The organism is Ruegeria sp. AI2, from assembly GCF_056541275.1.
This window is the reverse complement of record NZ_JBQFYB010000001.1, coordinates 655,368-675,325: the sequence shown is the minus strand read 5'-3', so window position 1 is coordinate 675,325 and position 19,958 is coordinate 655,368. Positions and strand designations below refer to the sequence as shown.

The following is a 19,958-nucleotide window of genomic DNA, read 5'->3' as shown; positions in this document are numbered from 1 at the left end:
TCAAAAAGTTCGGCTGCTTTGCGGTAAGCTCAGCCCGGACGTTACGTTGATCAGATTCATCTCGCCCATTCCCTTTATGTCAACACGTCCCAAGTCCGAGACCTGAAATTCGTCAATCAGGGCGTATTTCATCTCTTCCGGCGCAACGATTTTCATAGGATTGGCAAATATTTGCAGTCGGGACGCGATATTTACCGCCGGACCGAAAACGTCGTAGACGTATTTCTGAATACCCACGACAGACCCGACCGCGGCCCCCATGCCCAAACCGATCCGTGCCTGCCATTTGTGCGGGTGGCTTTCGTTACGGCGTTCGAGATAACGCAGGAAACGTACCGCGCAATGGGCCACAGCAGTCGCGTGATCGGGTGTCGGGTCAGGCATGCCTGAGACCGCAAGATATGCGTCACCAATTGTTTTGATCCTTTCACACCCGAATTGCTCAACGATCCTGTCAAACGCTGTGAAAATGTCGTTCAACTCACTCAGGGTCACTGTCGGGTCGGTCTTGGCCGCGAAATCGGTGAAACCCACAAAGTCCAGCATGACCACGGACACCTGCTTGTAGAGCTGCGGAGTGACAACACCGAAGGTTTTGAACTCTTCATAAACGGCCCGTGGCATCAGGTTCAAAAGCAGCCGTTCAACCCGTTCTTTCTCGCGCTCCAGTTCTCGCGTGTTGCGTTCGACCATGGTGGAATAGCTGTCAATCATGCTTTCCAGCTCGCGAATGCGCGTGATGTTCTGGCATTCGACAATCAGAACCTGCTCGGACAGCCCTTTGGCCAACGAAACTGCGACTGCAAAGATCAAGGTCCGCCGCTTCGGCTTGATTTGCAATTCAACCGAATATCTCAAGCCCGATTGCTTGACGTCTTCCAATTCTTTGGGATCAAGGGCCGGCAGAATGTCCGTAAGAGTACTGCCGTTCTCGGGAGTTCCAAACCACTCTGCGAAAGGTCCGTTATGAAAAACGAACTGAAGATCCGAGGCGCGCACCACGGCAATGCCGACACCGATGGCGCGTAACAGCTGTTCGTTTATTGCATGAATGCTCATGCCGCGTTTCGGGCGACGATAATTGAACGCTTCCCTTCAATTGCGGCCAGCGCGGTTTTGATATCCTGATCGGACATACCATGCACGCTCAGCGCTTCGCCAAACAGCTCAGCCATCACATCAAATTCGTCATGTGAGATACTCAGATGCCTGTGTACGGCTTCGATCCTGTCATCACTGAATGACGCCGGTCCGCCGATCAGGGACGATACAAACTTCGTCTGATGATCAATCAGCCGCGGCATATCTATATCTTCAAAATAATGGCCGATGTCATCCGAATCCAACGCCATTTCATAGAAGGTCATCACGACACGGCTGATCGTTTTGAAGCCACCGTATTTATCATAAAGCGTTTGCGCCACACGAAAACCCAAGAGTTACCGAACAAAAACACTGTAATTCTATATCAAATGGACATTTTTGTTAATGTTTATGGTATTTTTTTCGTTTTCCGGCTTAACGCGCGTTCATTTTAGGACAAGCAAAAGTGTCCGGGATTTAAAATCCTGCGCTTTCGAAGACCCGGCGTGGTACACGAAACCAAGTTGTACACAGCCAAGACTCCGGGGCTGGTTTGGGTTTCTGTCTAAGGGGGTGATGGCGGAGAGACAGGGATTCGAACCCTGGAGACGGTTCCCCGCCTACACACTTTCCAGGCGTGCGCCTTCGACCACTCGGCCACCTCTCCGTGCCGGCGATGTTTGGACCAATGTCATGAGATTTGCAAGGCCCCAATTCGGTGAAATCACCGGAAAGGATCAATTAAATCCGGTAGTCTACCCAGAGCGTCAAGCGACCAGAAACGCGACCTTTCAGCTGTCGGGCTGGTCGTCAGATTTCATCGCCCGCGTCAGGGTCCAGATCAGATTCTGTCAGTTCAACTGGCTTTCCTGCCGTTGAATCGGTTGTGTTCTGTTTGGGCGCAAGGCCTGCCTCTTTAACCTTGTTCGAGGTCTGCAAAGCTTCGGGATTGCGCAACCAGATATCACGCTGTGCAAACGGCACCTCGATACCCGCTTCCAGAAAGCGCCGATTGATCTCGTGGTTCATGTCGGATTTGACGGATAAAACCCAGTTCACATCCCGTAGGATCGCTCTGATCTCGAAATCCAACGCATCCGCTCCAAATCCCTGAAACACCACACTGGGCGCCGGGTTGGCCAGAACCATCGGGTGGTTGTTTGCGACCTCGCCCAGAATGGTCTCGACCAGCCGTGTATCTGTTCCGTAGGCGACACCGACCGGTACAATCACCCTGCCGATGGTATTGCCACGTGTGTAGTTGGTGACGACGCCGCTGATCAGGTCCGAGTTTGGAATGATCACATCCGTTCTGTCGAACGTCTCGATACGGGTCGAGCGAACGGAAATGTCACGCACGTAGCCCATCATCCCGTTCACATCGATCCAGTCACCCTTAGAGATCGGCCGTTCGACCAGAAGGATGATGCCGGACACGAAATTAGACACAATCGTTTGCAGGCCAAAGCCAATACCGACAGACAGTGCACCTGCGACAATTGCCAGAGACGACAGATCAAACCCCGCGACCATGATCGCGACCAGCGCGGCCAGAAATATCCCGATATACCCCGAGCCAGCGACAATCGCGTTCTGCCCGCCCGGATCGATACTGGTTTTGGGTAACAGCGAGTTGCGCAGCCCGCTTTGCAACAACCGCGTCAGCGTATAACCGATTGCGAAAACGGCGATAAATGTCAGGAAATTGCTGGGTGAGATCGTGACACCACCGATGTCAAAGCCAAGCAACAGGCGTGACCATACTTCAAGCAGATCCGTTTCGCGCGCGCCCCAGTATATCGCCAGAACAGGCAGCGCGACGATGGCCAGTGCAAAGCCCACCAAGACTGAAAAAAGAGAGTCGCGCGCAGCGTCGCCCTGCCCTGTGATCCATCCGTATATCTGACTGACGAACCGTTGAAAAATTGCCAGTGCGGCAATCAGAACCAGTGTTTTTACCGCCGGAAACACAATCGCTTCGGCCGCATTAGTATAGCCAACCAGTGCCAGTACGGGTGTTGCGATCCCCAGCAGGAACATGGCCTTGCGCAGGAATTCTACCAACTGGCTGAATCCAGCGGCCCGGGTAGACGTCGTCTGGTCCAGCAGGCGGTCGTTCGTCCGGATCTGCCGCACGCGGAGCAAAAGCAATGCCGTTCCGACAATCACTGGAAAGCTGATAACCGCACGGGTCGCATCCGAAACGTTTTCGATCTGCTGGAACAGAAGCGCCAGTTCGTGCAGGATCAACATCAAAGCCAACAGATCAATGTGTATCCGCAATTCGGTAATCCGAGCAGCAGACAGGCGCTTGAATCCTTGTGAAGCACCAATCACGTAAATCTGTCGGCCAATCCAGTCGTAGAAGAAGGCAATTGCCGCCCAGTAGGGGATTTTTTCCAGCAACAAACTGCCTCGCAGACCCGGAACACCCGACAGGCTGATCGCGGCGATGGCGGCAACGACACCGATCCATGGCAACAGAATCCGCAGCAGAGAAATGATGAAGGACCAAACACCAGTGCCCGCTCCGCCCAGCAATCTTAGATAGTCGCCGCCCCGCTCGGACCAACGTTTGCCGAAGATCAATAAAACCGCCGCTAGACTCACGAGAAACAGGATTCCCAAGCCACGATCACGGATACGCTCTTTCACTACGTCCGAACGCAGGTTGGTAAGTGTTTCATTTGTCAGGCTCAGAAGCGCCTCTTTTACGTCTTGCCATGCAGGTCCCCAATATACGGGGTTGATCGGTGACGGACCGCGCTCAAAGAATTGTTTTGTCTGCCGCGCCCGGATGATCCGATCGATTTCACTGATCAATCCGTTTGCGCGGCTATACGCTTCTTCGGAAATGATGCGGGGCACGCGCAAACTGTTGAGCTGATCATTAAGATGAGTTCGCAACTTAGCGATGTCTTCAGGTTCGGTCGCGTCCCCTTCGGGTTTCGGACCAAGCGCCTTGATCTGGCTTTCCAGCGTTGCGATGCGATCCGTGTTGGCGCTTCGCGCCTTGTTAAAGTCCTCTCGGTAACCGTTTATTTCAGAACGTAAATTCTCAAACGCAGCGTTTGACGCACGGTTTGCTTCGATCACCGACTCGGCACGGTCCGCCGTTTTTATCCAGCCCCGGTAATACTCACTTTGCCTGTCGGTCAGCTGCGCAACAGCACCGCCTGCGACCCCGACAAGACACAGGAAAACCAGTGTCAGAAACAGGCGAACCTGCTTAGGCATCACACGTCCTCAAAAACGCCAGGAATGCTGCGCGGTGCTTCGGTCATCCAATTCGGTACCGGCAGGTCTTTTTCGCGCAGGAAATCCGGGTTGAAAAGCTTGGACTGATACCGTGTGCCATAGTCGCAAAGGACAGTCACAATGGTGTGGCCCGGCCCCATTTCCTTGGCCAGACGCACGGCGCCCGCCATGTTGATCGCGGTTGACCCGCCCATAACCAGCCCCTCTTCGCGGAGCAGGTCAAAGATATAGGGCAACGCCTCGGTGTCAGTGATCTGATAGGAATGATCCGGCGTGAACCCTTCCAGATTCTTTGTTATCCGCACCTGTCCGATACCTTCAGCAATCGATCCGCCCTCCATCGCGATTTCACCGGTGGTGTAATATGAATAGAGACCCGCACCCATGGGATCGGCCAAACCGATTTTTACACCCTTGGGCCGCAGCGCTTCGGCAACCCCGGCCAATGTACCGCCCGACCCGACAGCACAGATAAACCCGTCGACCTTACCGTCTGTTTGTTCCCAGATTTCGGGTCCTGTAGTTTCAACGTGGGCCTGACGGTTCGCCACGTTGTCGAACTGGTTGGCCCAGATTGCCCCATTGGGTTCCGTCTGCGCCAATTCCTCGGCCAAACGCCGGGAATAATGCACGAAATTATTGGGGTTGCGATAAGGTGCGGCCGGAACTTGAACCAGTTGAGCACCGGCCAGCCGCAGCATGTCTTTCTTTTCTTCCGACTGGGTTTCCGGGATCACAATCACGGTCTTGAACCCCATTGACGCACCCACTAGCGCCAGACCTATACCAGTATTGCCTGCGGTTCCTTCCACAATGGTGCCACCGGGCTTCAAATCGCCCCGCGCAATGGCATCACGGATAATATAGAGTGCAGCACGGTCCTTGACGGATTGACCGGGGTTCATGAATTCGGCTTTGCCGAGAATTTCGCAACCAGTTTCTTCACTGATGCGGCGCAGCCGGATCAGTGGTGTTTTTCCTACTGCGTCAGCAAGATCTCGTGCAATGCGCATGATGGCCCCTTGTCGTTTTGTACCATCGAAGATTTACAGCCGCACCGCCGCGACCACAAGCGGGATAGTCACCCGCGCAATCTGTCCCGGTGGCGGGCCAGCCAATAAGCCAGAGACACCAATTGTAGATCCTTGAAAACATGGCGATCCGTCATGTCTATGAATTCGTCGAACGGCAAGATTTGACTGCGGATGTCTTCACCTTCTGTGTCCAGGCCACCGGTGATTGTGGTGTGTGTCAACTCACCAAGACCAACATAAAGATACATGAACCCGGTGGAAGATCCGCTCGAGGTGTAGGCACCGCCAGCATATTCCAGCCTGTCAAAACGAATACCCGCCTCCTCCATCGCCTCTCGATGCGCGGCCTGTTCGGGTGTCTCGCCCGGATCAATCATCCCGGCCACCGCTTCCCAAAGCCAGGGTTCCGGATCGTTGTTCAGAAAAACCGGTGGTCTGAACTGTTCCACGATCAAAACGGTATCACGAACCGGATCATAGGGCAGAACGCCGACCGCACTGCCCTGCAACAAGCTTCCACGGCGCAGTACCGGCCCCATGCTGCCGTCATGCCGCCGGTGTTGCAGGTCGATTTCCTCCATCCCGAAATAATCAAGATACACCCGGTCATGGCGATGCACGATCACATCTTTTGCAATGTCCCGCGGATCACCGGTTCTCCGCTGCCCGGCCATAATCTTTGACCAGGCACGCGTTTGAGTGGCGCGAACACTGCGGGCCATGACTCGGGGATCGACCTTCCCGAAATAGGCCATCTCTTCCTCAGCGGCGAGCGTTGTAAGTTCGCCCAATCTGTCCGCCCATTCCTGAAGCGACCACAAATCACCCGGCCTCCAGGCACCGGGGGCAGGAAAAAAGACCTGAGCTTGGGCATTGGTCCCATCTTCCAATTCGACCTTCAACGGCTTCAGATCATAGTCGAATGACCCTTCGTAATAATCAAGCCTGGCCAGATCCACAGACGACAATTCCTGCACCAGTACACCTTCGGCACTGGCACCTTCCATTTCCAGGATCATTGGGAAATCCTGCCCCTGAACAGAATGGACAGCATGGCCTCGAAGTTGGGCGGGCCGCGCTTTGGTTTCGCTCAGAGGATGGCCAAGAACGCGTTCCAACAACGGCAAGTGTCGCAGCGTTCCATAAAAAAACAAATCAGACAAAGTCGATCTCTCTTGTCGGGAAACGGATCAGCGCCATGATCGGGCGGCCTGTTCTGTGGCCAGTCCCGATACAACAGCCCCAATTAGGAATGCAATCAGGATTTCCGGGTAAATCAACAGCTTACCGTACTCAATCCCGATCTTGAAAATGGCCAGAATGGCCTCAAATGGGCCACCGTAACGATTGCGCATGGCAAGCCGGAACATTTCGTAACAGCCCTGCACGAACAACGCCCAGAAAATCAGCGAGGCGACACCAGTCAGACCGTTATTGATCCCAGCAGTCCAGCCGCGCCCTGCACGCTTGCCCATGATTCCCCACCCGCAAACCGCGCCAAGGCCCATGTTAACCAGGGTAAAGTACCCGTAATCCTTACCTTCTTCACCGTTTTCGATAATCATGCCAGAGACAATGAATGCCAGCACGATGAGACAAACGGCGGCTACAAGACGCGAGGCAGTGGGCATGTTACGGTCCGTCAGTTAACTTGCTTTGATACGGTGATCTGTGTCACATCGCAATTGCGCGTGTCAAAGGCTGCGCCACAGGCAGTCAAATAATAATTCCACATGCGGCGAAAACGCTCATCAAAGCCGAGGTCTGCGATCTGTTCCCATTTTGCATTGAACGTCTCATACCACCGCCGCAGCGTCAGGTCGTAACTTTTGCCGAATTCTTTCGACTTCACCACATTCAAACCCGCCTGATTGATCTGCTGCCGTAGGATCGTGGGCGACGGAAGCATTCCACCCGGAAATATGTATTTCTGAATGAAATCAACACCGTTCTTGTAATAATCCCAGCGGTGGTCACCTACGGTTATGATTTGCAAGGTCGCTTGCGCCCCCGGCTTCAGCCTCTCACGAACGGTTTCAAAATAAACCGGCCAGTATTTTTGGCCCACCGCCTCGAACATCTCGATTGAGGCTATGCCATCATATTGTCCACGCTCGTCGCGATAGTCCTGCAACTTGAATGTCACTTGATCTGAAAGTCCCGCTTTTTCAATACGTTCATTAGCAAACTTGAACTGTTCCTCACTAATCGTAAGGCCGGTTACATGCAAACCCCGCTCTTTCGCGGCATATTCGGCAAAACCGCCCCAACCGCATCCGATTTCCAGAATGTGGTCACCGGGTTTGGCCCCCATTTCATCGACAAGGCTGGCATATTTGGCAGTTTGCGCCTTCTCAAGACTTTCTTGCCCGGTCTCAAAAATGGCGCTGGAATAAGTCATCGTGTCATCCAGCCACAAACCGTAGAAGTCGTTACCCAGATCATAGTGGTAAGAGATATTCTTTTTCGCCTGCGTCCGGTTATTGCGATGAAGCCAGAACCGCAGCCGTTCATAGGCCTGGACAAGGAACTTTCCAGTAAACCCGTCATAGACGGTTTCGGACCCCAGATGGACAAGATCCATGAATGAGCGCAGATCAGGCGTGCTCCAATGTCCTTCAAGGTAAGCATCAGAAAACCCCAGCTCGCCTTCGCGGATCAGACGGGCAAAAACATCTCCGTCGTGGATATCGATCTGAGCAACAGGCCCTGCCTTTGGCCCCTCTGCGCGAAAGATGCGGCCATCAGGCAATGTTATGTCTAGTCGCCCCGACTCCATTCGGGCCAGCATCTTGAACACCTGGGCGAAATACCTGGGCAGATCCGACTGCCCCTCTATCGTCGTCAGCACCATCCGCTCTCCCCTCTGCGGCACAGGTATCAGGCTAGGCCGCGATTTTGTTTCTGGCAAGTTTTCAGTTCCTTAGTGGGATTTTCGGCTTTCATACGCACGCAAGGCGCGGTTTCGTCCATCCGCCAGTTTCACGACAGGTTCGGGATAATCCGCCTGCGGACACAGGTTCCATGAACCGGGAACCGCAGCGAAATAGGAAAGTGCAACGTCACTGGGTTTCGTCTGGCCTTCGGCGATCCAGCGCCGCATGTAAGCCCCCTGCGGATCAAACTTTTCCGCCTGCGTTTCGGGGTTGAATATACGAAAGAAGGGCGACGCATCCGGGCCTGATCCCGCAACCCACTGCCAGCCCATGGCGTTACAGGCTGGGTCCCAGTCAATCAGGCAATCCTCGAACCAGTTCATCCCGATTTTCCAGTGTGTCATCAGATGTTTGGTCAGGTAACTGGCAACAATCATCCGGGCCCGGTTATGCATACGGCCTGTCACATACATCTGCCGCAGGCCAGCATCGACGACAGGAATTCCGGTTCGGGCCTGCCTCCAGGCGGCAACTTCAGGGTGGTCTGGATCGATATTCCACGGGAAATCATCCCATTCCGCTTTCCAGTTATCAGTCAGCAGATGCGGTGAGTGATACATCAGGTGATAGGCAAACTCACGCCAGACCAACTGCCGCAGAAATGCCTCGGCGCCGGGGGTTCCCGTCATCGCAGCCTGTTGAACCCTGTGCCAGACCGTGCGTGGCCCGATCTCGCCCAATGAAAGGTATTCTGACAGGTTTGATGTTCCGTCCAGATCCAACCGGTCACGGTCATTGGAATAACGGGGGACTTGGTCGAGAAAGTGCTCAAGTCGATCGCGGGCGGCCTTCTCGCCGGGTTGGACATAGGGGCGCACGATTGCAGCGCCTCGGTACATGTCCGCACCCATATGCCAGGTGCTCAGTTTATCACTGGAAGGCCAGGTTGCAGGCCCCGCCAAGCGTGACACCAACGCATCCGGCGCTGGCACGTCCCGCCGCTGAACCGCGCGCCACATAGGGGTGTAGACACGAAACGGCTGGCCCTGCTTTGTTGCTACTGTCCAGGGCTCAAAAAGCAAATGACCAGGAAACGACTTTGCGCTTACACCCAGTTCGGTCAGCGCCGTTTTGATCTGTGTATCGCGTCTGATCGACGCTGGATCATAGGCCCGCGACCAATAGACAGCCTTTGCGCCCGTCTCTTTGACAAGTGTCCGCAATTGCTCAAGCGCATCGCCACGCCGCAGGATCAGACGGCTACCAAGCCTCGTCAGAGCGTCGCAAAAGACCTCCAGACCCAACCCCAACCGCCATTTCGGGGCCGCGCCAAGGTGTTGCACAAGAGGGTCATGAACAAAGACTGGTATGATCGGACGGCCGCTTGCAACAGCAGCAGTCAATGCCGAATGGTCCGACAGGCGCAGATCCCGTCGGAACCATAAGATGATCGGAGACGGCTCGTTTTCCATATCCACCCTGAGGTTTTCTTCGTTCTACGAAGCCCCAAGCAGAGTGGATCACAAAACGCGTTCAAGCGCCTCCAAAAGCTGATCAATCTCCTGCTGCGAGGTATAATGCGTAAAGCTGACCCGCAAAACGCCCTGTGCCGGATCCACGCCCATCGCTTGCAATGGGCGCACAGCATAAAAGTCGCCTCCCCCCGCCATAACATCGTATTGCGCCAGTTCCGCTGCAACTGACTCAGCGGGACGGTTCAGCGACAGCGCTACCGTCGGCGCACGCCGGGTGGCATCTGAAGTGCCGATCAGACGTACCGCGTTGCGGTCTTTAACCGCGTCCAGAACCGGTTGAAGTAAGGACACCTCATGCGCGCGCATCAGGTCATGGGCAAAGGCACCCTGCTCTGCTGCGCCGGCGTCAGGCCCACCGTGATGCGTGCACAGGAGCTCGACGTAATCGGCCATACCTGCACTTGCCGCAATCTGAGCATGATCCGGGCCTGCCGGGGTAAAGCGCTTGTAAAGAACGTCGGCGTTGAAGTAGTGCGCTTGGTTGGGCAGCAACTCTCCCAGTGTTCGGCGAATGACCATGCAGCCTTGATGCGGGCCGTAAGTTTTATAGGCTGAAAACAGATAGATATCCGGCCCCAGATCGCCAACATTCGGAAACCCATGCGGGGCGTAAGATACGCCGTCCACGCAGACAAATGCACCAGCCGCGTGGGCAATCGCAGTGATCTCGGTGACCGGGTTAATCTCTCCCACGACATTGGAACAATGCGGGAAACAGACCAGACGCACTTTTTCGTCCAGCATGTTTTCCAGATCCTGCGGGTTCAGTGATCCGGTTTCAGGATCGATCTGCCACTCCCGCACCTCAATCCCTGCCTCGGCCAGACGACGCCATGGGCCCGAATTTGCCTCGTGATCCTGATTGGTCACGACAATCGCCTCGCCAGGTTTCATCCATTGCCTGAACGCCTGTGCCAAAACATAGGTATTCTGTGTCGTCGAAGGGCCAAAGCTCAGCTCATCGGTTTCAACACCCAGGATGGCGGCCATGCGCGCGCGTGCCTCATCCATCTCGGCACCTGCAAGACGGCTGGCCTCATAAGGGGCGTAGGGCTGAACCTTTCGCTGCGTATAGAACCGCGTCAACCGGTCGATCACCGGCTTGCAGGTATATGACCCGCCCGCATTCTCAAAAAACGCCTGTCCTTTCAGGCTGGGTTCGGAAAAAGCCGGAAACTGTGCCCGAACGAAATCGATATCCAGAGAGCTCATGCCTCATTGCTCCTTAGTTGTGCTGTCATATCAACAAGATGCCCGCTCATGTTTCCGGACATCTCAGAAATCATGGCAGGTCTTCCAGCCCAGCCTGTGCTTGCGCCATGAGCTGACGAAACACCGGGCAGCCCTTCACTTCGGAAGGACAACGCTACTTAGACAGCACCATCCGCGACCGTCAAGCTGAAGCAAAAGAAAAAGCCCGGCGGGGTTGCCGGGGCTGAATTTCCAACACTCTGGGGCGGGTCTCGTTCGGGCCTCAACCCTGAACTTTGGTATATGTCCCCTCGCCTGCAAGAATTCCACGGAAACCACCGGGCTCATCCAGACCAAAGACGATCAGAGGCAGGTTGTTGTCACGCGCCAGCGCGATGGCTGACGCATCCATGACCCGCAACCGCTTGGCTAGAACGTCGTCATAGGTGACCGTGTCATAACGCACCGCGTCGGCATGTTGTTTGGGATCCTTGTCGTAAACGCCGTCGACACCGTTCTTGCCCATGAAAATCGCCTCACACGCCATTTCATTGGCGCGCAAGGTCGCCGCGGTGTCGGTGGTGAAATACGGGTTGCCGGTACCGGCCGCAAAGATGCAAACCCTTTTCTTTTCAAGGTGCCGTACGGCGCGGCGGCGGATATAAGGCTCGCACACTTCATCCATGCGAATGGCCGAAATGACCCGGGTGAACACCCCAATTTCTTCCAGGGCAGATTGCATACCCAGTGCGTTCATCACCGTGGCCAACATCCCCATATAGTCTGCTGTGGTCCGCTCCATACCCTGAGCAGACCCACTCAGGCCCCGGAAAATGTTTCCGCCACCGATAACCATGCAGATCTCAACGCCCAGATCGTGAACCGATTTCACCTCTTGCGCGATGCGCTGAACGGTTGGCGGGTGCAGGCCAAAGCCCTGATCCCCCATCAATGCCTCTCCTGAAATTTTCAACATGACACGTTTGTATGTGGTTTTCGGGGTTTCGGCAGTTTCAGAAGACGGGGAAAGGCTCATGTTGCGCTCCGGGCTGGCACGGGGTTAATTTCCGGCGCAAAATGAAGCAAAAGCTCCGCAGGTTCAATGCGGTTGGTGAGGATTGAGGCAACCGCCTATGACCCAGCGATCAACAGACACGATATTTCAGCAATTGCCCCCTATTCCCGATGACATACCTGTCCTGATTGCAGGGCCAACGGCATCCGGGAAATCAGCACTGGCGCTGGAGATCGCCGAGCAGCATGGCGGCGTCATCGTCAATGCAGACGCAAGTCAGGTCTATGACTGCTGGCGAGTGATCTCGGCCCGACCATCTGTCGAAGAAGAAACACGCGCGCCGCATCTGCTCTATGGTCACATCGCCTATGATCAGGAATATTCAGCCGGTCACTGGCTGCGCGAAGTGGTGCCACTGCTGACTGGGGGCCAGCGGCCAATCATCGTCGGCGGGACCGGTTTATATTTCACGGCCCTGACCGAAGGCATGGCCGAAATTCCTGCGACCCCAGCGCAGGTGCGGGCCGAAGCAGACTTGCTGACCGTATCTGAGCTGGTCGCCGGGGTCGACGAACAGACACTGTCTGGCCTGGATATACAGAACCGCGCGCGCGTGCAGCGCGCTTGGGAAGTGCAGCGCGCCACTGGTCGCAGCCTATTGTCCTGGCAGGCCGATACACCACCGCCAATTTTACGGCTGGATGATGCGGTTCCTATCGTTTTTGACGTCGACAAAACGTGGCTTCTGGATCGGATTGAACGCCGTTTTGATCAGATGCTGGAGCTGGGCGCAATCGACGAAGTACGCGCCATGCGGGATCGTTTCGACCCCGCTCTTCCCGCCTGTAAAGCCATTGGTGTGCCAGAGCTTATGGCCTATCTGGATGGAACACTGACTTTGGATCAGGCCCGTGAACGGGCCACAATCTCGACCCGGCAATTTGCCAAACGTCAACGCACGTGGTTTCGGGCCAGAATGAAAACATGGAATCACGTTGATTTCTCAAAGTGATATCTGGTGTTGTTCATTCCACAGGATTTGACACCGAAAGCAAACAGATCAACGGAAACTAACTGGTTTTTCGTCTGTTATCAGTAATTTGACGCAGAATCTCCGCAAGGATTTCTCCTGAAGGAGCGCCACATGACAAAATCCGTACCGAAATATCAAGACTGCGGGAACGTCGCTTTTGTGCATTTTATGTCGATTCCGAACGTTGACGTTGAGTGATTTCTGGTGCCGAATGGCGGCATGGGGATGCACAGAGTCCAAAAACCGGAATCCTTCTTTCTTTCGACACGACTAACCCGTGTCGCTTAGAACAAGAACAAATCAACAAAATCAATGTCACAGGGAGACATTTATGACCAATACGGCAATCACCACAGACAAGGTGCACTGGGCGGCCGAGATGCACGCGCAGGAATACCGTGACGGCAAGCTTAGCCGCCGGGAATTTCTGGTCCGCGCGACGGCGCTGGGTGTCGCGGTACCGACGGCCTATGGTTTGATCGGTCTGCAATCGCCTGCGGCGGCACAAGAACCGCAGCGCGGTGGTACCATCCGCTATCAGATGGAAGTGCGCGCGCTTAAAGATCCGCGAACTTATGACTGGACGCAAATTGCCACTTTCACAGCAGGCTGGCTGGAGTACCTCGTTGAATACAACAACGACGGCTCGTTCAAGCCGATGCTGCTGGAAAGCTGGGAAGCCAATGACGACGCCACTGAATACACATTGAACGTTCGCAAGGGCGTAAAGTGGAACAATGGCGACGATTTCACGGCCGAAGACGTGGCCCGTAACATTGCAGGGTGGTGTGACGCTGGCCTGGAAGGCAACTCGATGGCATCGCGTATGGCGTCGCTTATCGACGAAAGCACTCAGCAAGCTGCGGACGGTGCAATCACTGTGGTTGACTCCCATACTGTCAAACTAAAGTGCAACGCGCCTGACATCACGATCATCCCGGGTATGGCGGACTATCCCGCCGCAATCGTGCACAGCAGCTTCGATGCAAACGACATGCTTTCAAACCCTGTCGGCACGGGCTTCATGCTGCCTGACAGCCACGAAGTTGGCGTCAAAGGCGTGCTGGTGCGCAACGAAGGTTTCGACTGGTGGGGATATGAGGCTGGCAAAGGCGGCTATATCGACCGCATCGAGTTCATCGACTACGGCACTGACCCGGCGGCATTCCTTGCGGCTTATGAGGCCGAAGAGATCGACATGAACTGGGAATCTGTTGGCGAATTCGTCGACATCTTTGACGGCATTGGGCTTGTGCGCTCGGAAATCCCGTCGGGCTTTACCATCGTTATCCGACCGAACCAGTTGGCCGAAGACGAAAACGGCAACAAGATCTACGGCGACAAGCGCGTTCGTCAGGCTTTGGCCATGGCGGTGGACAACGAAGTGTGCCTGGAGCTGGGCATGTCGGGCTACGGCATTCCGGCTGACAACTGCCACGTCGGGCCGATGCACCCTGAACATGACTCGGCCGTGACTCGTATCCCATATGATCCTGCCGGGGCGAAAGCCCTGATGGACGAAGCGGGTATGGGTGATTTTGAGCACGAAGTGCAATCAATCGACGATGACTGGCGCCGTAACACCACGGCCGCGGTTGTAGCGCAGCTGAACGACGCGGGTATCAAGGCCAAGCACACAGTTCTGCCGGGATCGACCTTCTGGAACGACTGGACGAAATACGCCTTCTCGTCGACGAACTGGAACCACCGCCCATTGGGCACTCAGGTGCTGGCACTGGCCTATAAATCGGGAGTCGCGTGGAACGAATCCGGTTTCGCCAATGCAGAGTTTGATGCGTTGCTGGCCGAGGCGAACTCGATCGCAGATGTCGACAAACGTCGTGAAGTGATGGCCAAACTGCAGGGGATCATGATCGACGAAGGTGTCACGATCCAGCCTTATTGGCGGACAGCGATGCGCCATCACCGCGACAATTTGGTGGGTGTTGAAAAGCATATCGCTGACTTGCCGCAGCTTTATAAGTTCGGCTTTACGTCCTGAACCAAAACGCAAAAGGCCGCGCCACCCTGGCGCGGCCTCTTCGTCCTGAACGCGACGAACAAGTAATAACAGCTAAGCGTGGCGTTCCATGAAACCCGCGCTAGCCGACCCACAGGGGCAAATATGGGACTTTTCATTCTAAGGCGGGTTGGCATCATGCTGTTGACGGCATTGTGTCTGACATTCCTGGTTTTCTTCTTAACCAACCTCTATCCGAACCTCGAGAAGCTGGCGAAAACGCAGGGCAACTTTCGGATGTCGGATGAGCAGGTTGAGAGCTACCTGAGCAAAAATGGTTACCTCCAATCCACTCCGATAAAATACGGCGAATGGCTGGGTGTCCTGCCCTCGTATCGGTACACGAATGAAGACGGAACCGTTCAGGGAAGATGCATCCTGCCGGGCAAAACCGCCGAAGAATCCCCGAATTTCTGCGGAATCCTGCAGGGGTATTGGGGCTATTCGACTGTCTTCAAGGAAGAGGTTTCGACCGTTGTTGGGAACCGGTTGGCTCTGACTGGTCGTCTGATGCTCTGGGTCATGCTGCTGATGGTTCCGTCTGCGTTGATCCTTGGTGTTTTGGCAGGAATGAAAGAAGGATCTGCCACTGACAGGACGTTGTCGACTTTCGCCATCACAACGACAGCAACACCGGAATACGTCTCGGGCGTGATCTTTATCGCCATCTTCACCTCATCCGCAGTTGGTTTGAAGTGGTTTAAAGGTACGGCCACGCAAGCGATGGAGAACCCGACCTTTGAGAACTTCTTCCTGCCGGTCCTGACCATTGCGCTTTATGGGATGGGCTATATTGCACGGATGACCCGCGCCTCGATGACCGAAGTGATGACGGCGCAATATATCCGCACCGCGCGCCTTAAGGGTGTCTCGTTCCCGAATATCGTCATGAAGCATGCGTTGCGTAACGCGCTGATCGCACCGTTCACCGTCATCATGCTGCAGTTCCCCTGGCTGCTGAATGGTGTGGTGATCGTCGAGACCCTGTTCAACTACAAGGGCTTCGGCTGGGCGCTGGTTCAGGCCGCGGGCAATAACGACATTCAGCTGTTGCTGGCGATTTCGGTCGTTTCGGTCTTTGTGGTGCTGGTGACCCAGCTGATTTCGGATATCGGCTATGTCTACCTCAACCCGCGCATCCGCATTTCTTAAGGAGGGTTAGATCATGGAACCACTTACCTGGACCGGCTCTATCGCCTTCCTGAACCCGCTTTTTGCCCTTGGCCTTGCGCTAATGGTCTTGTCCATTGCCATCTGGATGCTGGCCAGCATCGTGCTGCCTGAAGACCAGATGACGGTGAACCCGGACGGTACGTTGAGCTCAAGCTCGGGCCTGCGGACACTGATACAACTTGCACTGCGCTACAGTTTCTTGGCCAGTGTCGGAATCGCACTCGCCTATATCGTACTGGGCGTACTAATGGGCACCAGCGCCGGGATTATTGGCGCCATGTCCCAGCAGTTTTTGCCCGTATGGGTGTCGTTGATCATCCTTTATGCCATGTCGATAGCCTTCAAACGCAAGCTTGGCCTCTACGGCAAACTGTTTGACAGCCCCATCGGCATGATTGGCTTTGGCCTTGTGATGTTCTGGGTTTTCACCGGGGTATTCGGCGCGATGGATTTGATCGTCACGCATGACCCGCTGTCGCAGGTTTCGGGCATGAAGAACAAAGTGCCAGGTACGCCACTTTCAAATCTGGAGGACGGTCAATACGCCTGGTATCTGCTGGGTGGCGACAATCTGGCCCGCGATGTGTTCAGCCGCATGGTCAAAGGTGCATGGATTGTTGTTCAGATCGCCCCGCTTGCCACGATGTTTGCGTTCATGGTTGGCATCACGCTGGGTCTGCCGGCAGGCTATTATGGTGGTCGGCTGGATACTTTGCTGTCGTTCCTTGCGAACCTGATCCTGGCCTTCCCGGTGATCCTGCTGTTCTATCTGCTGGTCACGCCCGAGATCGTTGCGACCGGTGTACCGAACTACATGGCGGCCGTCTTGTTCGTATTCCCGATCATATTCCTCGGCGTGCTGTTGAACTCACGCTACTATACCAGACCGAACTTCCGAACACCGCTGCTGATCGGAGTTTTAGGGGTAGCGGGTTGGTTCTACCTGTCTCTGATTTCGACCGGTGGCTACATCATCAATACCGACGCCTATCGTATCTGGGGGCTGCCGACCTATCTGGATCTGTTCGATATTCCAGGCGGTATTCTGGTGGTCTTTGTCTCGGTGGTCTTTGTGAATTCGCCCACCGTGTTCCGCATCGTGCGCGGACTGGCGCTGGACATCAAAACACGGGACTACGTAGCGGCAGCACAAACCCGTGGCGAGGGTCCGTGGTACATCATGCTGTGGGAAATCCTGCCCAACGCGCGTGGCCCGCTGATCGTCGATTTCTGCCTGCGCATTGGCTATACCACCATCCTTCTGGGAACCTTAGGTTTCTTTGGTCTGGGTCTGCCACCCGAAAGCCCGGACTGGGGGTCGACGATCAACGAGGGGCGCAAGCTTTTGTCGATCTACCTGCACCCTGCTCTGCCACCCGCGCTGGCCTTGTTGACGCTGGTTCTGGGTCTGAACCTGCTGGCCGACGGGTTGCGCGAAGAAAGCCTGAAAGACTGACGTGAAAACAACCGGGGGGCCAGCCCCCCGGACCCCCCGAGATATTTTTAGCCAGATGAAGAGGATCCCCTCGATCTGGCGAGGAGATACAAGATGAGCAAGATGGCGGATTATGACGGCCCGATCCTTGAGATCGACAAGCTGTCGATTTCCTTCTTTACCCGCCTGCGGGAAATTCCGGCCGTGATGGATTTCTCTGTCAGTGTGCAACCCGGTGAAGCTGTTGGTCTGGTCGGTGAATCCGGTTGCGGCAAATCCACGGTGGCGCTGGGTGTCATGCAGGACCTTGGCAAAAACGGTCGCATCGTTGGTGGTACGATCAAGTTCAAGGGTCGTGATCTGGCGGAAATGAGTTCAGACGAATTGCGCGACATACGTGGCAATGAGATCGCGATGATCTATCAGGAGCCGATGGCCTCACTGAACCCGGCAATGAAGATCGGTAAGCAGCTGATGGAAGTGCCCATGATTCACGAGGGCGTCAGCGCGGAAGAAGCGTATTCGCGCGCGCTGGAAGTTGTCACCGATGTGCGCCTGCCGGACCCCGAGCGAATGCTCAACTCGTTCCCGCACCAGCTGTCAGGCGGTCAACAGCAGCGCATCGTGATCGCGATGGCCTTGATGTCGAAACCGGCGCTGCTAATCCTTGACGAACCAACAACGGCACTTGACGTGACGGTTGAGGCTGCCGTGGTCGAGCTGGTGAAGGATCTGGGCAAGAAATACGGCACCTCGATGCTGTTCATTTCGCACAACCTTGGGCTGGTTCTGGAAACCTGTGACCGGCTTTGCGTGATGTATTCGGGTGAGGCGGTCGAGCGCGGCTCGATCAAGGATGTGTTTGACGAGATGCAGCACCCTTACACGCAGGCCCTGTTCCGGTCGATCCCGCTGCCGGGGGCCGACAAGAATTCGCGCCCGCTGGTGGCTATACCGGGGAACTTTCCCCTACCCCATGAGCGGCCCCCTGGTTGTAACTTTGGTCCGCGCTGCGACTATTTCGAAGAAGGTCGCTGTGACGCCAAGGACATCCTGATGGAGGCGGTGCCCGGAAATGACCGGCACCATACCCGTTGCCTTAAATTCAAAGAGATTGACTGGAACGCACCAATCACGGTGGGTGAACAGAAAGAGAAAGGTGAGATCGGCAGGGTCGTTCTGAAGATGGACAACCTCAAGAAATACTATGAGGTTGCAGCAAATGCCCTGTTCGGCGGTGGCGAAAAGAAGGTTGTGAAGGCAAACGAAACGCTCAGTTTCGAGGCGCATGAATCCGAAACGTTGGCCATCGTGGGTGAATCCGGTTGCGGCAAGTCCACGTTCGCCAAGGTTTTGATGGGTCTTGAGACGGCCACGGACGGGCAGATTCTGCTGGACAACCGCAATATCGAACAGGTGCCCATAGAAGAGCGCGACGCAAAGACCGTTGGTGAAGTTCAGATGGTGTTTCAGAACCCGTTCGACACGCTGAACCCGTCGATGACCGTTGGGCGCCAGATCATCCGGGCATTGGAAATCTTCGGTGTTGGCAATTCTGAGGCCGAGCGCAAGAAGCGGATGCTGGAGCTGCTGGATCTGGTAAAACTGCCGCGCGCCTTTGCCGACAGGATGCCGCGTCAGCTGTCGGGTGGCCAGAAGCAGCGCGTAGGTATCGCGCGCGCCTTTGCTGGCGATGCGCGCATCGTGGTAGCCGACGAGCCCGTATCGGCGCTGGACGTTTCGGTGCAAGCTGCGGTGACCGACCTGCTGATGGAAATTCAGCGCGAGCACAAAACCACGTTGCTGTTCATCAGCCATGACCTTTCCATCGTGCGATACCTCAGCGACCGAGTGATGGTGATGTATCTGGGCCACGTGGTCGAGCTGGGCACAACTGATCAGGTTTTTGCCCCCCCCTACCACCCTTATACCGAAGCGCTTCTGAGTGCTGTTCCCATCGCCGATACATCGGTCGAAAAGCAGCACATCGTACTGGAGGGTGATATTCCTTCAGCCATGAACCCGCCACCGGGATGCCCGTTCCAGACACGGTGTCGCTGGAAATCCGAAGTGCCTGACGGCCGTTGCGAGTCACATGTGCCACCTGTGCAGACATTGGCCGAGGGTCATCAGGTAAAGTGCCACTTGTCCGAAGAGGTGCTGGCACGGATGCAACCCGTGATCAAAGTCGCGGCCGAGTAGGTTTGCGGATCTTCACTGGAAAGGGCCGGTCGTTGACCGGCCCTTTCTGTGAGCGCCGCGTTTCACGAGGAAACTGGCGGCGCCTGTGAGTGGTGGTTCCCTG

The 19,958-nt window shown here is 55.4% G+C and carries 15 protein-coding genes and 1 tRNA gene; 5 read left to right on the top strand and 11 right to left on the bottom strand.

What is annotated here, in order from left to right; all coding sequences use genetic code 11:
- The 11 genes from ACR0LL_RS03300 to pyrH form a co-directional block, all read right to left on the bottom strand.
- Positions 1 to 1,059 carry an adenylate/guanylate cyclase domain-containing protein gene (locus ACR0LL_RS03300; RefSeq protein ID WP_480583946.1) on the bottom strand — a complete coding sequence of 353 codons (1,059 nt, stop codon included), beginning with the start codon at positions 1,057 to 1,059 and terminating at the stop codon, positions 1 to 3.
- Positions 1,056 to 1,436, bottom strand: coding sequence for a group I truncated hemoglobin (locus ACR0LL_RS03295; protein ID WP_245222458.1), 381 nt, complete (start codon positions 1,434 to 1,436; stop codon positions 1,056 to 1,058). Before ACR0LL_RS03295 ends, ACR0LL_RS03300 begins: the two co-directional genes overlap by 4 nt.
- Before the next feature lie 224 nt (positions 1,437 to 1,660).
- A tRNA-Ser gene (locus ACR0LL_RS03290) sits at positions 1,661 to 1,750 on the bottom strand.
- Positions 1,751 to 1,893: 143 nt separating this feature from the next.
- Positions 1,894 to 4,320 carry a DUF3772 domain-containing protein gene (locus tag ACR0LL_RS03285; protein WP_480583943.1) on the bottom strand — a complete coding sequence of 809 codons (2,427 nt, stop codon included), beginning with the start codon at positions 4,318 to 4,320 and terminating at the stop codon, positions 1,894 to 1,896.
- Positions 4,320 to 5,354, bottom strand: a complete 1,035-nt coding sequence (locus tag ACR0LL_RS03280; RefSeq protein ID WP_480583940.1) for a cysteine synthase A — start codon at positions 5,352 to 5,354, stop codon at positions 4,320 to 4,322. Before ACR0LL_RS03280 ends, ACR0LL_RS03285 begins: the two co-directional genes overlap by 1 nt.
- 68 nt (positions 5,355 to 5,422) lie before the next feature.
- Complete coding sequence (locus ACR0LL_RS03275; RefSeq protein ID WP_480585250.1) at positions 5,423 to 6,529, bottom strand: NUDIX domain-containing protein; 1,107 nt, start codon at positions 6,527 to 6,529, stop codon at positions 5,423 to 5,425.
- A 36-nt stretch (positions 6,530 to 6,565) separates the two neighbouring features.
- Positions 6,566 to 7,006 carry a TrgA family protein gene (locus ACR0LL_RS03270; RefSeq protein WP_480485825.1) on the bottom strand — a complete coding sequence of 147 codons (441 nt, stop codon included), beginning with the start codon at positions 7,004 to 7,006 and terminating at the stop codon, positions 6,566 to 6,568.
- 11 nt (positions 7,007 to 7,017) lie between these two features.
- Entirely contained in the window at positions 7,018 to 8,229 is a 1,212-nt protein-coding gene (locus ACR0LL_RS03265) for a class I SAM-dependent methyltransferase (RefSeq protein ID WP_480583937.1), read from the bottom strand.
- Between the two features lie 69 nt (positions 8,230 to 8,298).
- Positions 8,299 to 9,723, bottom strand: coding sequence for a cryptochrome/photolyase family protein (locus tag ACR0LL_RS03260; protein ID WP_480583935.1), 1,425 nt, complete (start codon positions 9,721 to 9,723; stop codon positions 8,299 to 8,301).
- A gap of 48 nt (positions 9,724 to 9,771) precedes the next feature.
- Positions 9,772 to 10,998, bottom strand: a complete 1,227-nt coding sequence (locus ACR0LL_RS03255; protein WP_480583932.1) for an aminotransferase class V-fold PLP-dependent enzyme — start codon at positions 10,996 to 10,998, stop codon at positions 9,772 to 9,774.
- A 262-nt stretch (positions 10,999 to 11,260) separates the two neighbouring features.
- Entirely contained in the window at positions 11,261 to 12,013 is a 753-nt protein-coding gene (gene pyrH, locus ACR0LL_RS03250; RefSeq protein WP_209504110.1) for a UMP kinase, read from the bottom strand.
- A 97-nt stretch (positions 12,014 to 12,110) separates the two neighbouring features.
- Between pyrH and miaA the strand changes: the two genes are divergently transcribed.
- From miaA to ACR0LL_RS03225, 5 genes are all read left to right on the top strand, one after another.
- Complete coding sequence (miaA, locus tag ACR0LL_RS03245) at positions 12,111 to 13,004, top strand: tRNA (adenosine(37)-N6)-dimethylallyltransferase MiaA (protein ID WP_480583930.1); 894 nt, start codon at positions 12,111 to 12,113, stop codon at positions 13,002 to 13,004.
- 352 nt (positions 13,005 to 13,356) lie between these two features.
- On the top strand, positions 13,357 to 15,027 hold the full coding sequence (locus ACR0LL_RS03240) for an ABC transporter substrate-binding protein (protein ID WP_480583928.1): 1,671 nt from the start codon (positions 13,357 to 13,359) through the stop codon (positions 15,025 to 15,027).
- A 123-nt stretch (positions 15,028 to 15,150) separates the two neighbouring features.
- Positions 15,151 to 16,197 carry an ABC transporter permease gene (locus ACR0LL_RS03235; protein WP_209504113.1) on the top strand — a complete coding sequence of 349 codons (1,047 nt, stop codon included), beginning with the start codon at positions 15,151 to 15,153 and terminating at the stop codon, positions 16,195 to 16,197.
- 13 nt (positions 16,198 to 16,210) lie between these two features.
- A complete protein-coding gene (locus ACR0LL_RS03230; RefSeq protein ID WP_480583927.1) occupies positions 16,211 to 17,674 on the top strand; it encodes an ABC transporter permease in 1,464 nt (487 codons plus the stop codon).
- 93 nt (positions 17,675 to 17,767) lie between these two features.
- Positions 17,768 to 19,855, top strand: coding sequence for an ABC transporter ATP-binding protein (locus tag ACR0LL_RS03225; RefSeq protein ID WP_267363907.1), 2,088 nt, complete (start codon positions 17,768 to 17,770; stop codon positions 19,853 to 19,855).
- The last annotated feature ends 103 nt before the right edge of the window (positions 19,856 to 19,958 follow it).

Excerpts from the sequence above, each read along its gene's own strand:
- ACR0LL_RS03280 (WP_480583940.1), bottom strand. The coding sequence starts at position 5,354 with ATGCGCATTGCACGAGATCTTGCTGACGCAGTAGGAAAAACACCACTG.
- pyrH (WP_209504110.1), bottom strand. The coding sequence starts at position 12,013 with ATGAGCCTTTCCCCGTCTTCTGAAACTGCCGAAACCCCGAAAACCACA.
- ACR0LL_RS03240 (WP_480583928.1), top strand. The coding sequence starts at position 13,357 with ATGACCAATACGGCAATCACCACAGACAAGGTGCACTGGGCGGCCGAG.
- ACR0LL_RS03265 (WP_480583937.1), bottom strand. The coding sequence starts at position 8,229 with ATGGTGCTGACGACGATAGAGGGGCAGTCGGATCTGCCCAGGTATTTC.
- ACR0LL_RS03300 (WP_480583946.1), bottom strand. The coding sequence starts at position 1,059 with ATGAGCATTCATGCAATAAACGAACAGCTGTTACGCGCCATCGGTGTC.
- ACR0LL_RS03285 (WP_480583943.1), bottom strand. The coding sequence starts at position 4,320 with ATGCCTAAGCAGGTTCGCCTGTTTCTGACACTGGTTTTCCTGTGTCTT.
- ACR0LL_RS03225 (WP_267363907.1), top strand. The coding sequence starts at position 17,768 with ATGAGCAAGATGGCGGATTATGACGGCCCGATCCTTGAGATCGACAAG.
- ACR0LL_RS03255 (WP_480583932.1), bottom strand. The coding sequence starts at position 10,998 with ATGAGCTCTCTGGATATCGATTTCGTTCGGGCACAGTTTCCGGCTTTT.
- miaA (WP_480583930.1), top strand. The coding sequence starts at position 12,111 with ATGACCCAGCGATCAACAGACACGATATTTCAGCAATTGCCCCCTATT.
- ACR0LL_RS03230 (WP_480583927.1), top strand. The coding sequence starts at position 16,211 with ATGGAACCACTTACCTGGACCGGCTCTATCGCCTTCCTGAACCCGCTT.
- ACR0LL_RS03270 (WP_480485825.1), bottom strand. The coding sequence starts at position 7,006 with ATGCCCACTGCCTCGCGTCTTGTAGCCGCCGTTTGTCTCATCGTGCTG.
- ACR0LL_RS03235 (WP_209504113.1), top strand. The coding sequence starts at position 15,151 with ATGGGACTTTTCATTCTAAGGCGGGTTGGCATCATGCTGTTGACGGCA.
- ACR0LL_RS03260 (WP_480583935.1), bottom strand. The coding sequence starts at position 9,723 with ATGGAAAACGAGCCGTCTCCGATCATCTTATGGTTCCGACGGGATCTG.